Genomic DNA, 12,652 nt, shown 5'->3' on the forward strand with positions numbered 1-12,652 from the left:
AGGCATACTCAAGCTTGTTTTTTAATCGATATTTATACGGAAACGGCTGACTGATGGTCGCCTTTCTCCGTCCTATCAATAATCGACGTACCAACCAAATCTCCCGTTACATTAAGAGCCGTACATCCCATACCCACAAGTGCATCAATGGCCGTTAGCAGGGCAACGGTCTCCATCGGTAACCCGAGCTGTGCGAATACAGTGGCAATCATGATAATGCCTGCTCCAGGAACGCCGGCTGTTCCAATCGATGCCAGTGTTCCAACGAGGACAACGACCAGCATGTCAGTCAAACTTAATGGATTGCCGACTACGTTAGCCGCGAAAACAGCTGACACTGCGATTCGAATCGCAGCCCCATCCATATTGATTGTGGCCCCAAGGGGTAAGCTGAATCCGTATAAGCTCTTCGGTAAACCAAGGTTTTTTGCTGCGTTTAAAGTAAGCGGCAGGGTACCAGAACTGCTTTGAGTCACAAATGCTGTAATCATCGGTGTTCTTGCTTGAGCAAAGAACCTGCCTGGGCTGATTTTAAAGAAAAGTAAGGCCACTATATAAATGGCAATTTGAACAAATAAAGCAATGTAAAGAACAAGGATCATGTTTCCTAAAGACAACAGTGTATTCAGTCCTTGTTTCCCGACCGTTTCCGCCATGATCGCGAAGATACCGATCGGAACATATTGAAGGATCCCTTTCATAACGGCCAGCGTGGCTTCGTTCAAACCGCTTACGAACTTATACACATGTTCTCCGAGTTCATGATGTTCAGTTGTTGACCTTAAATAAGAGATGGCAATGCCAAACACGATGGCGGTAAAGATGATTCCTAATAGATTCATTTCCGTGAACGCTGAGATGATATTGTCTGGGATAATATTCAATAGAACACTGATCATCCCTGGATTGTCCGGTACTTCAAATGTCTCCGATGTATCCAGAGTCATTCCCGTTCCCGGCTTAAAGATACTTGCAACCGCAATCCCGACGATGATCGCTAAAGCAGATGAGAATAAATAGTATAAGAACGTTTTTCCACCCATTCGCCCCAGTTTGTTTACATTTGTCTGATTCACCCCGACTATTAATGTAAATAGAATAAGTGGGATGATAAGGAATGTGAGCAAGCGGATCAGGATGTCACCTAATGGTGAAAGAATCGATGCATCCTTTCCGAATATTAGCCCTGCAGCAATTCCTAGAACGAGGGCGACGGTTATTTTCATAATAAGCGATGTATTAAGATAACCCCTCCAAAGAGATTTCATTTTGACGCCTCCTTTAATTTAGTAGTAGATTTCCCTACGAATCGAATCACAAACATAACATATACAATTCTGATAGGTTTAGTGAGGATTTATGGTCATAAGATATAACAGAATACGAATCGTGTCAAAATCCATGCTTGTCAACCAATAAAAAATAAGCCTGAATCAAGCGCTGATCCAAGCTCTTTACGTATGAAGGGGTAAGGTGAAGCCGGCAGTTGTCCCGGAACCTTTATCACTTTTTATCACTAATTGTCCATGATGAAGTTCAATGATATTTTTACAGATGGCGAGACCTAAGCCGATACCATCCGTATTTTCATTCTCTTTGTAAAATAAGGTAGCCACATGGTGTAAGTGGTCTTGATCGATTCCCTCACCTTGATCCTCAACTTCAAAGGTAAAAAAAGAATTCGTGTTGGTATAACGAATGAACACCATAGAATCCCGCTCAGAATACTTGATCGCGTTTTTTATGAGGTTGATCAGGATTTGACGGATTCGATTTTCATCGGCATATAGGTCAATCGGTTCTTTGTTTTCAAGAATGATGGATATTCCCTTTTCTTTTCGCTTTTGATCCAGCTGAAGAATGACTTCACGAATTAACGAATCGAATGAAAAGGCAGTAGGATGAATCGTAAAAGATCCCCCTTTAGAATATCGTGAGAAGTCGAGAAGCTCCTCGACCAAACCGATTGAATCCAGTTCACCAGCTAGATAGTAAGTGAAAAAAGAAGAGGGTGTGGGAAGAGTCATTCATATGCTTTTGGGGGAGTGTGTTTTGGAATAGAAGAAGGAGCTGCCGGGGGGCAACTCCTTTGGTTTTCAATATATACTCATATGACGGTTTTTTCCTTTTAAAATCTGGAAAACGCCATATAGAAATAACCCGACTGCTATGAGCCCGAGTAGCCATTGGCCGTACGGCTGTTGAGCAATTTTAGAAAGTGCTCCATCCAGCCCTTTTGTTTTATCCGGATCGGCTGTGATCGCAGTTTGAATAAAGAAATAGCCGATCAGTAAAAAGACGGTGCCCCGGGAATATAATCCGAGCTTTCCTGTCTTTCTTCCCAGTTCCCATTCTTTCTCGGACATTTCATGCCGTTTGAATTTGTTCGTGTATTTTTCAGTATAAGCTTTATGAACTTCATAGACTGCATATCCAATAATGATAAGTCCGACAATCCCGATAATCCATTGACCAAAGGGCTGAGACAATAACTTAGCAGATAAGGTTTGTTTAGATCCCGAGCCGGAGCTTTTGGCATGCGTCGCAATGGCGAAAGCATTATAAGTTAAAGAACCATAGGCAATCCCGCTGATTAGATTTGCCAATCTTCTAAATAAGGATTTCCCATCGTTTTTCACATGCTCCGGATCCTTTACCACTTGAATGAGGCGCCAAAGAACGATTCCGATCAGACCAAAACCTAATATCCACAGAAGGACTTCCCCAAAGGGTTTGCTCGCCACTGCTGAAAAGGCACCACTTGAGTCCGAAGTGCTTCCTCCTACACCCAGCGCCGCCATCACGGATAATGCGCCGATCAGCATATATACAATTCCTCGTGAAATATATCCAATTCGTGCAAACCCTCTAATCCAAGGTTTTATATCATTTGATGAAACAGATGAACTGCTTGATGTTGTAATGGATGAAACTCCTGCCATATACGCTTCTTCCCTTCTGGTTCTATTTTCGTAATACTTATGTATGCTATTCCCCGGATATAGAAAAGGGAAACCTTTTTAACGAACAGTAAATGCTGGATGGATTGATTTAATTTTGCCTTTTTTTCTTTTAAAAAATTTTACATAAAACCTATTTACAACGAATTAGGAGAGGAGTAATATATCTATCATCAAATGAATATTCTTTATCGCTTAATTCATTTTTGAAGCGGGGGACCCGAGTATTTTAAAGGGGTGAATCCTTTCTTAAAAAGGTAGGGCTACTTCCATAACCCGAATCCGTCAGCTAACCTCGTAAGCGTAATGGGAGAGGATGATACTTGTGATCGATTATGGATGACCACAGGCTTAGTTCCTGCTGGTCTTTTTGCGTTGTTTAGAAGTCTGGCTCCGGAGGCCAGAGGTCATAAGACGAATCTGCCAAAAAGGCAAAGGAAGCCTTTCCGACAGATTCGTCTTATACTTGTCGCCTCTGTTCGAGCAGTCTGCGCTTTTGTTGTAATGAAGAAGTACTAGATGGTTAAGCTATTAAAAAGGTTTTGGAGGATTTCATCATGAAAAAGCAGTTTGCTGTTATTGGTTTAGGGAGATTTGGAGGAAATCTGGTTCAGGAATTAGCTGACCTGGATGTTGAAGTGTTGGCAATCGATATTCATCACGATGTTGTCCAACGATATATAGACATTGCCACGCATGCCGTGCAAGCGAATGCGATGGATGAATCTGTATTGAAATCCCTTGGGCTCAGAAATTTTGATCACGTGATCGTTTCCTTTGGCGATAATATAGAGGCAAGTATTCTTACCACCTTACTTTTAAAAGAATTAGGGGTTAAAGAAGTATGGGTGAAAGCTTCAAACTCCTATCATCAGAAGGTGTTGGACCGGATCGGGGCCGATAAAGTCATTCACCCTGAACGTGACATGGCACGAAGAATTGCCCACCACATTACGTCAGAAAAGATCATTGATTATATCGAACTATCGAAAGAGCACAGTATTGTAGAAGTTTGTGCGTCTAAAAAGGTCGCTAACAAAACTTTAAATGATCTGGATGTCCGGGCGAAATTCGGTTGTAATATTATTGCCATTCACCGCGGGGAGGAAGTCATTGTATCCCCTTCTGCCGATGAAGTCATAAAAATTGAGGATCTACTGATTGTCATTGGACATAACAGGGATATCAACCGATTTGAAAAAGAAGGTGTATAACCTATGAAGCATAAGGTGATTCGGTTAAGCCCTCCTCAACTTCTCGTTGTGACCTTTCTATTTTTTATCATAGTAGGAATGGGTTTGCTTAAACTACCGTTTGCCACCACAGAATCGATTACATGGCTTGATGCCTTGTTCACGACAACTTCCGCCATGACGGTTACAGGGCTTGCGGTCGTTGATACAGGAGATGCCTTCACCCTTTTTGGAGAAGTGGTCATTATGAGTCTGATCCAAATTGGAGGACTGGGCATTATGTCCTTTGCCGTCTTGATTTTTATGATGCTCGGAAAGAAGATCGGGTTTAAAGAGCGACTTCTTCTGCAGCAGGCATTAAATCAGACGTCTGTAGGAGGAGTCATCAAGCTTGTAAAATATTTATTTATCTTTTCCTTCCTTGTAGAAGGATTCGCAGTACTATTACTGGCGTCAGAATGGGTTCCTGAATTCGGTTGGAGAAGAGGGCTGTACGTCAGTATATTTCATTCTATTTCCGCGTTTAATAATGCAGGATTCTCTCTGTGGTCCGATAGTTTAATGGGTTACGTGGGAAGTCCCATCGTCAACATCACGATTTCGTTTCTGTTTATTGTAGGAGGGATCGGTTTCACCGTTTTAGTGGACCTATGGAAATCGAAAATGATTCGAAAACTGTCACTCCATACGAAAATCATGGTAGTTGGGACCTTTGTCATCAATGTATTCGCTTTTATGATGATTTTCATCCTGGAGTATAATAACCCCAATACACTGGCTCAGTTACCACTCCTGGATAAACTATTCGCTTCCTATTTTCAAGCGGTCACACCCCGCACGGCTGGTTTTAACTCTCTTGATTATGGCAGCATGGAACGCTCCACATTGCTTCTCACGATTCTTTTGATGTTCATCGGGGCCGGGAGTGCTTCCACTGGTGGAGGAATCAAGCTTACCACCTTTGTTGTGATTTCATTGAGTGTGTTTGCTTTCTTGAAGGAGAAAAGAGAGATTCGTATTTTTCGTCGTACCATTGATCAAAACTATATTTTTAAGGCCTTGGCCGTGTCGATGATTAGTGTCCTCCTTGTTTTTACGGCTCTATTTTTTCTTGATATGACGGAAAGGAATGCTTCTTTCCTGGCTATTCTCTTTGAAGTGGTATCAGCCTTTGGAACAGTAGGGTTGTCCATGGGGATTACAGGCTCCCTGACAGCCATCGGTAAATGGATCATTATCATCGTGATGTTTGTCGGGAAACTGGGCCCCCTCACACTGGCCTTCTCCCTATCAAGACCGGACAAAGAAAAGATCCGCTATCCAAAAGAAGATATATTAACAGGTTAATATTAAACCAACCGGCTCTCTTCATTTTGCCCTTCGCGGGTAAGTGGGGGAGCCGGTTTTTTATTGTTTTTAGGCTCTTTTCGTGAAGTTTGATGAATATAATTGAATCTGCCAGGGCTCTGTCAATGAATGTGTGCTGGATGGTGAGGGGAACCGCTCCGCTTGCAGCTAGCGTTCGGCAGAGCCTCCTCAGCTTAGCCGAACGGGGTCTCGGCACGCCCGAAATCCGCAGGAGTCTACGCAGTTCCCCTTACCATCTATAAAAAAATTCATGACAAAGCTTAATATAGAAAACGGACTACTGCTCTCTTTAAATGAGGTTATTTACGGTGGGAGCATTGGTTGGTTCATTTAAAAGATAGTTTAATGATCCTTCGATTCATGAGTAAACATAAAATTTTCTTTTACTCCTTTGTAGATGTTTTTTTGAAAAAAAAACGCTCAACATTTCTACAATAGGAGCTTTTTTATATTGTCTATACCTCATTAGGAGAAGCACAGAGTGGATTGTAGCGGAAGGCACTTAACTCCTGCGGGAAATAGAGGAAAGGTCGAGACCCCACAGACGGAACGTCGAGGAGGCTCGACTTCCTCCCCGCGGAAAGGAACGGTCCATGTTTTCGCACTACTACTCATCCAAAACAAAAATTCACTTTTGGGAAGTTATGCAAAGCCACAATGTTTATGAAAAGAGCCTTTTTTAAAAACGACAAAGAATCAATCCATACTCACGCATGAGCCTAAAAACAGTTCTATTAAGCGTTTTCATCACACATTTTTGATATTGACTAAACCAATGTGCGCGATTATACTGTTGAAAAATTCTGAACTTTAGGCGGTGCTGTTGTTGAAGCGTGTGTATAATTTTTCTGCTGGTCCTGCGGTGTTACCTGAGCCTGTTCTGAAAAAGGTTCAAGGTGAATTATTGAACTATCAAGAAACGGGCATGTCTGTAATGGAATTAAGCCATCGTTCTGCCCCTTTCCAAAATATAATAGAAGAAGCCCGGAAATTATTGCGTGAACTGCTCTCGATTCCAGATGATTATCACGTGATATTTATGCAAGGTGGAGCATCCTTGCAATTTTCCATGATTCCTCTTAATCTGCTCGGTTCACATCAAGAAGCTGACTATATCCTGACAGGCAGCTGGTCAAAGAAAGCTGTCAAAGAGGCGGGGAAGGTTGGGAATGTCCGAACTTTATCACCTCAAGAGAAGTTTGAGATCCCTGCTTATACACCAGAAGATTTTTCACGACAGTCCAGCTATGTACATATTACATCCAACAATACAATTGAAGGAACGCGTTACCATAAGTGGCCTGAAACAGGAGGCATTCCACTTATAGCCGATATGTCCTCCCATATCCTTTCTGAGAAAATAGATGTTTCCTCTTTCGGAGTCATCTACGCAGGAGCTCAAAAGAATCTGGGTCCTTCGGGTGTTACGGTGGCGATCATTCATGAAAGTCTGGTCGGTCAAGCAGCGAATACGTGTCCAACGATGCTGAATTACGAAACATATGTAAAGCATGATTCCCTCTTTAACACGCCTCCGACCTTCGCCATATACGTATTAAAGCTTGTTCTGGAGTGGGTGAAGGAGAATGGTGGAGTGGAAGGGATGCAGGCTCAAAATGAGAGGAAAGCAGGTCTCTTATACAACTGTATAGATGAATCATCTTTATTCCATAACCCTGTCCCGAAAAAAAATCGTTCCTTAATGAACATTCCTTTTTCAACACGTGACGAGGAGCTGGACGCCCGGTTTCTAAAAGAAGCCAAAGCAGAAGGGTTTGAATTTTTAAAAGGGCACCGTTCCGTAGGGGGAATGCGAGCGAGTTTATATAATGCCATGCCGCTTGAAGGTGTGGAAGCACTGGTCGGTTTCATGAAAAAATTTGAGTCTGAGCAAGGAGGAGTATGAAAATGATTACAATCAATACGTACAATGCCATTAGTCAAAGCGGACTTTCACTGATCGAGGATGACCTGAACTACCATCTGAATGGGAATGGGGATCCCGATGGAATTTTAGTAAGATCAAAGAACTTGCATGATTACTCTTTCCCGACTTCAGTCAAAGCCATTGCACGGGCAGGAGCAGGAGTCAATAATATCCCGATTGATCTCTGTACGGAAAAAGGAATTGTTGTCTTTAATACGCCCGGTGCCAATGCAAACGCCGTGAAAGAGCTCGTACTGGCTAATTTGATCGCTTCTTCCCGTAACCTATATTCTGCAGTCGGCTGGACGAACACGTTAAAAGAAACAGAGGAAGACGTACCGAGTGTCGTAGAAGCAAAGAAAAAAGAATTTGTAGGAAGTGAGATTAAAGGGAAGAAGCTTGGTGTAGTAGGCTTGGGAGCGATTGGCGTCCTTGTCGCAAATGATGCCCTTGCCCTTGGTATGGATGTGGTCGCCTATGATCCATTTATATCAGTGGACGCAGCGTGGCGTTTATCCCAGGATGTGAATCGCGCTCATCATATTGAAGAAGTATGGGAAGAGTGTGATTTTGTGACACTACACATTCCATTAACAGACAAAACTGCAAGCTTTGTGAGTGAAGAAGGCTTCACGAAGATGAAAAAGAGTATGACGATCTTAAACTTTTCAAGAGGTGAGCTAGTGGAAGAAGGTGCTCTGGAAAAGGCCCTTGAAGCAGGAATTGTCCGAAAGTATGTGACGGATTTCCCTAATAAAAAGGTATTGAACATGAAAAATGTCGTCCCTGTTCCTCACCTGGGCGCGTCTACCGTTGAATCTGAAGAAAACTGTGCCATCATGGCGACAAAGCAGCTGAAAACGTATCTTGAAACGGGTAATATTAAGCATGCTGTGAACCTGCCTGATGTGAACCTGCCTTATAGCGGAAAAATGCGAGTTACGGTCATGCACCAAAACATCCCGAATATGGTCAGTCAAATCGCCAATGTCCTCTCAGGGTATGCAGTTAACATTGCAGATATGATCAACCGGAGTAAACATACGTGGGCCTATACCATGATTGATTTGGATCAGAAACTCCTCGAAGAAGAACAACATCAAGTGAAAAGCAGGATGAAAGAAATACACGGTGTTGTTTCCGTCCGCCTCATTTAAATAAAGTGACTAGAACTCCCTTAACCCGAGAATAATGTGTAGTAAAGCGGTTGAGGGAGGATTTATTTTTATGGCGATGATCCATTTTAAGGATAGAGATCTTTATTTTGACGATCTAGGAGAGGGGACTCCCCTAGTCTTGATTCATCCTCCCGGTATGGGGAGGATGACCTTCATAAAGCAGCATGTGCTTTCCAGGCACTTTCGCCTCATCATTCCGGACTTAACAGGCCACGGTGACTCCTTTACCATGGAGCAGAATATTAGTATCTCTCAGTTTGTAGAGGACATAAAGGCGATTCTCGACCACCTGAACCTTTCTACATGTGTGATGCTCGGATACTCTGCAGGGGGAGTGGTGGGACAAATATTCGCTTGTACCTATGAAGATCGGGTTTCCGCCCTCATTCTTGTAGGGGGTTATCCGAAAGTCACGAATCCCAAGCTGAAATGGATGCACCATATGGGCATGAAAATGGTTCGTGAACATCCGGCTCGCCTATCTGGGATTATTTCCAGAGCGCATTTCAAAGACAAGCTTGAGCGGGAGAAGCTGAGGGGTCATATGAATAAGGCGAACCACCATATTTGGTATCAATTCTACGAGCAATCACTTCACTACGATGGGATAGAGCGGGTCAAGAAGCTTCCCATCCCGCTACTCTTAATATACGGGGAAAGGTCGGATTGGATCAATTCTCATCTTAAACTGTATAACGATTGCTATCCTAAGAAAATATATATCATTCCAGGAGCCTCTCATCAAATTCCCACACGTTATCACGACGCTCTAAATAATATACTGTTAGGAGAAATAGAAGGGTGATTATCTTTGCTCTTACTCCTTCTACTTGATATTATTTTAATAAAGTAAAGTCGAACAATGAGAGGAGAATACGATGGGAATTCATCATTATTTTAAAAGCTTATCCGACCTTGAAACCCTCATTCGCTGTCCAGGGCGATTTAAGTATCATGAGCATAACGTAGCCAGCCACTCCTTTAAGGTGACCAAAATCTCACAATTTCTTGGAACGGTGGAAGAACAGAGCGGGAAAGAAATTGACTGGAAAGCACTGTATGAAAAAGCCTTGAATCATGACTACGCGGAACTGTTTACAGGGGATATTAAGACCCCTGTAAAATATGCATCAGGAGAGTTGCGTGAGCTCTTTAGCCAGGTAGAAGATCAGATGGTCAATAAATTCATCACTACAGAATTCCCCCCGCAATTTCAAGAAGTGTACAGAGGACGGTTTAAAGAGGGGAAAGACGATACCCTTGAAGGAAGAATCTTATCTGTAGCAGACAAAATCGATCTTCTGTATGAATCCTTTGGAGAAATTCAAAAAGGGAATCCGGAGCCTCTATTTATTGAAATTTATCAAGAAGCACTTTCTACGATTGTGAACTACAAGGATCTGGAATGTGTACAATATTTCTTGGAATACATTCTGCCCGATATGCTTTCTGAGAAATTCATCCCTCACAGTGAGTTGAAGGAACGGACCCAGAAATTAATTCAGCAGGGTGAAGACTAGGAAAACCCTTTCCAGATAGGGAAAACTTCGGTAGAATATGGGTTATTCCCTTATCTTTAAGGAGAGTTGAACGTGTCTAAAATCATTTTAGGTTTATTTTTACCAGGATTGCTTGTCGTTCTGTTCACACGGGTGACGTATAATCATTATGTCGGATTGATCTTGACCGTAGCTCTCATTGCAGCTTCGGTTTCAAAGGGCTATACGGACTCCTGGTTACTGATTGTCGTAGACGCGGCTTCATTGACCGTTGGATTCTGGTATAGCGACCAGATGATGAAAAAAGCGAAGAGAAGTGCATGATTTGGGTGACAAAGATGAATAGAAGTTCCTGAAAAAACACGGGCTGTCTTTTTTAAAAAGACAGCCCGTGTTTTTTTATGGAGTAGCTACAACATCGACATCGCTGGCCTTTACAAATGCCAGGCGATGGTTTAAGTGAATAAGATAAAATTCATCATTCCCCCAGACGATTTTATGTGTCGTCTCTGGATTGTACGTGTAAACAGGTGCACTGTAGTAGCTTCCTTTTACTTTTTCGGTTGCTACATACGTTTGATCCGAAGTCAGCGTGTACTGAAGAGGAGACATTCCTCTTATCGGGATGCCGTCAGGAAAAGCTTCTTCTTCTGGATAAGCAAGTCCGTAAACAGGGATGCCCGTAGTTCCTTCCTTAGGTGTGATCACAATACCTGATCCTTTTGTGGTATTCGTTCCTTTAGGATTATAAAACCACGCTTTTTGACCTGCGTACCAAATCGCTGTCCAGTCATCTTGTTCTTCTGCTTTGTAAAAGGTTTGCCCTGTAACGGCCTTGTTGCCCCAATTGGACGCATCATATGGGTGGGCTTTCGTTAGAGCAGCGTCTTTGATCAATGGAGCATCAAAGCTTGGGGCTGTATACAAATACACAAAATTTGCCGATTGTTCAGGTACGGGTTCTCCCGTTGGAGTCTGAAGGATTGGCTTGTTTGTTTCGAAATTCGGACGGATTTGGACGATGTCTTTTTGTCCTTTTCCTGATTCCAGGGGAGCTCCAAGAATTTGCATATAATGTGCCCAATCCCAGAATGGACCTGGATCCCAGTGCATAGCAGGTTGTCTTGCAGCAGTCGTTCCAGGTATCTCATCATGTGCAATGATATGATCGCGGTCTAATGGAATATTGTACTTTTTAGAAAGATGTTTTACTAATCGGGCTGATGCATGATACAACTGTTCGTTATACCAGGCCGCCCCTTCAATGGCGATACCTTCGTGCTCGATCCCAATGCTTTTCGAGTTGAAATACCAGTTTCCAGCATGCCAGGCCACATCTTTATTGTCCACCATTTGGGTGATATCACCGTCGGAAGAACGGATCACATAATGAGCGGAAGCCTGAGTCCATTCACGCTGGAACACGGTTTTGGTTAAATCATAGCTGATTTCCGTGTCGTGGAGGACGATGTACTTGATTTCCTGATTGTTATGTGGCCGGTTTGCTATGTCGTAATTACCGTATGAAGTTTCATAGTAGGTCCCGCCGCCCCAGTCAATTTTCTTGTAAGCTGCCGGAACGTAATGACATGCAAGGCCATTCGGACAATCGGCCTCTTCAGTATCCATTTTTAAGTTTAATGATTGGATTGATTCTTTATTCGGATTGGTTTGTTTGGGCGCTAAGGTTAAGGAAGAGCCATCCTCTGTTTGTTTAGTCACTCCGTTGTTGATTGTATCGTATACACGGTCCGCAAAATCCTTTGCTCCCGTATAGTCGGATGAACCGCTGTATTTAGCGACTGCCCCGTACCATTCATTTACGTCAGAAGGTGTCTCTCCAGCTATCTCCTTGGCATACTGTGCCAGAAGTGCTGCAGCACCGCGGATATTTTCTTTCTTATTTTGTTTTAAAGTTTCTGGTTGAAGAGAGAGTAGTTCAGCTGCGGTATTCAGAGTGTGAAGTTTGGGATCATTAATGTCTAATGTAGATTCGATTTTCAATGTTGATTCTTCTAGAGGTTGAGCGTCTTCATCCTCTTTACCGGATAAAAACATATGAGCAGGTTCATCGCTGTGGGTATCTTCTAAACTATCAGTGTGAACATCTGTAAGATGCATCAATCCGTAGCCTCCGGAAGCACTTGGCTTTCCGTCATGATGCTCCCATAGGGATACGTTATAACCCACTGCAAGTAGAATTTCAACAGGGACATTGAATTCCTGCGCTGCTTGTTGAAACGCTTTTTGCAACTCGAGTGAATCGAAAACTTCAGCTTGTGCCACTCCATGAGAGGTAATCGATGGTGACATCGAGGTGATGGTGGAACTCAGTAGAAATCCCGTTAAACTAAGGGAGACGGCGACTTGTAGCCATTTAGATTTTTTCATACATTCCTCCTAAACACTATGTATTTTTTGTAGAACCTATAAGAAAGCTTATTGGAAATTAGACAGAATAGTCAATCAATTATTGGGTATATGCCTAGATGAATATTTGGATAGGGATAAGCTTTATGATGTGGGA

General features: G+C 42.7%; 11 protein-coding genes and 1 riboswitch. Of the genes, 7 read left to right on the forward strand and 4 right to left on the reverse strand.

Going from position 1 to position 12,652, the window contains the following annotated elements; translation table 11 throughout:
• Window positions 1-32: 32 nt before the first annotated feature.
• The 3 genes from AC6CIB_RS11740 to AC6CIB_RS11750 form a co-directional block, all read right to left on the reverse strand.
• Window positions 33-1,268 (reverse strand): dicarboxylate/amino acid:cation symporter, encoded by a 1,236-nt coding sequence (locus AC6CIB_RS11740; protein ID WP_498280872.1) that lies wholly within the window; start codon window positions 1,266-1,268, stop codon window positions 33-35.
• A gap of 186 nt (window positions 1,269-1,454) precedes the next feature.
• Entirely contained in the window at window positions 1,455-2,027 is a 573-nt protein-coding gene (locus AC6CIB_RS11745) for a sensor histidine kinase (protein WP_498280874.1), read from the reverse strand.
• A gap of 69 nt (window positions 2,028-2,096) precedes the next feature.
• Window positions 2,097-2,942, reverse strand: coding sequence for a DUF1206 domain-containing protein (locus AC6CIB_RS11750; RefSeq protein WP_498280876.1), 846 nt, complete (start codon window positions 2,940-2,942; stop codon window positions 2,097-2,099).
• Between the two features lie 200 nt (window positions 2,943-3,142).
• Window positions 3,143-3,280: riboswitch (cyclic di-AMP (ydaO/yuaA leader) on the forward strand.
• A gap of 237 nt (window positions 3,281-3,517) precedes the next feature.
• Here AC6CIB_RS11750 and AC6CIB_RS11755 point away from each other — a divergent pair.
• From AC6CIB_RS11755 to AC6CIB_RS11785, 7 genes are all read left to right on the forward strand, one after another.
• Window positions 3,518-4,174 (forward strand): potassium channel family protein, encoded by a 657-nt coding sequence (locus tag AC6CIB_RS11755; protein WP_498280878.1) that lies wholly within the window; start codon window positions 3,518-3,520, stop codon window positions 4,172-4,174.
• Between the two features lie 3 nt (window positions 4,175-4,177).
• Window positions 4,178-5,500: a TrkH family potassium uptake protein gene (locus AC6CIB_RS11760; protein ID WP_498280880.1), complete on the forward strand. Its 1,323-nt coding sequence runs from the start codon at window positions 4,178-4,180 to the stop codon at window positions 5,498-5,500.
• An 847-nt stretch (window positions 5,501-6,347) separates the two neighbouring features.
• Window positions 6,348-7,427, forward strand: coding sequence for a 3-phosphoserine/phosphohydroxythreonine transaminase (serC, locus tag AC6CIB_RS11765; RefSeq protein ID WP_498280882.1), 1,080 nt, complete (start codon window positions 6,348-6,350; stop codon window positions 7,425-7,427).
• Window positions 7,428-7,429: 2 nt separating this feature from the next.
• The gene (locus AC6CIB_RS11770) at window positions 7,430-8,605 is read left to right on the forward strand and encodes a phosphoglycerate dehydrogenase (RefSeq protein WP_498280884.1); all 1,176 of its coding nucleotides are present in this window, start codon (window positions 7,430-7,432) and stop codon (window positions 8,603-8,605) included.
• Window positions 8,606-8,675: 70 nt separating this feature from the next.
• On the forward strand, window positions 8,676-9,431 hold the full coding sequence (locus tag AC6CIB_RS11775; protein WP_498280886.1) for an alpha/beta fold hydrolase: 756 nt from the start codon (window positions 8,676-8,678) through the stop codon (window positions 9,429-9,431).
• Between the two features lie 73 nt (window positions 9,432-9,504).
• On the forward strand, window positions 9,505-10,146 hold the full coding sequence (locus AC6CIB_RS11780) for an HD domain-containing protein (RefSeq protein ID WP_498280888.1): 642 nt from the start codon (window positions 9,505-9,507) through the stop codon (window positions 10,144-10,146).
• A gap of 72 nt (window positions 10,147-10,218) precedes the next feature.
• Entirely contained in the window at window positions 10,219-10,449 is a 231-nt protein-coding gene (locus AC6CIB_RS11785; protein WP_498280890.1) for a CsbA family protein, read from the forward strand.
• A gap of 75 nt (window positions 10,450-10,524) precedes the next feature.
• Here AC6CIB_RS11785 and AC6CIB_RS11790 read toward each other — a convergent pair whose 3' ends face one another.
• On the reverse strand, window positions 10,525-12,516 hold the full coding sequence (locus tag AC6CIB_RS11790) for an N-acetylmuramoyl-L-alanine amidase (protein WP_498280892.1): 1,992 nt from the start codon (window positions 12,514-12,516) through the stop codon (window positions 10,525-10,527).
• Window positions 12,517-12,652: the final 136 nt, after the last annotated feature.

The sequence above is a fragment of the Rossellomorea sp. GQ25 genome, assembly GCF_059758515.1.

Excerpts from the sequence above, each read along its gene's own strand:
- AC6CIB_RS11740 (WP_498280872.1), bottom strand. The coding sequence starts at position 1,268 with ATGAAATCTCTTTGGAGGGGTTATCTTAATACATCGCTTATTATGAAA.
- AC6CIB_RS11745 (WP_498280874.1), bottom strand. The coding sequence starts at position 2,027 with ATGACTCTTCCCACACCCTCTTCTTTTTTCACTTACTATCTAGCTGGT.
- AC6CIB_RS11750 (WP_498280876.1), bottom strand. The coding sequence starts at position 2,942 with ATGGCAGGAGTTTCATCCATTACAACATCAAGCAGTTCATCTGTTTCA.
- AC6CIB_RS11755 (WP_498280878.1), top strand. The coding sequence starts at position 3,518 with ATGAAAAAGCAGTTTGCTGTTATTGGTTTAGGGAGATTTGGAGGAAAT.
- AC6CIB_RS11760 (WP_498280880.1), top strand. The coding sequence starts at position 4,178 with ATGAAGCATAAGGTGATTCGGTTAAGCCCTCCTCAACTTCTCGTTGTG.
- AC6CIB_RS11770 (WP_498280884.1), top strand. The coding sequence starts at position 7,430 with ATGATTACAATCAATACGTACAATGCCATTAGTCAAAGCGGACTTTCA.
- AC6CIB_RS11775 (WP_498280886.1), top strand. The coding sequence starts at position 8,676 with ATGGCGATGATCCATTTTAAGGATAGAGATCTTTATTTTGACGATCTA.
- AC6CIB_RS11780 (WP_498280888.1), top strand. The coding sequence starts at position 9,505 with ATGGGAATTCATCATTATTTTAAAAGCTTATCCGACCTTGAAACCCTC.
- AC6CIB_RS11790 (WP_498280892.1), bottom strand. The coding sequence starts at position 12,516 with ATGAAAAAATCTAAATGGCTACAAGTCGCCGTCTCCCTTAGTTTAACG.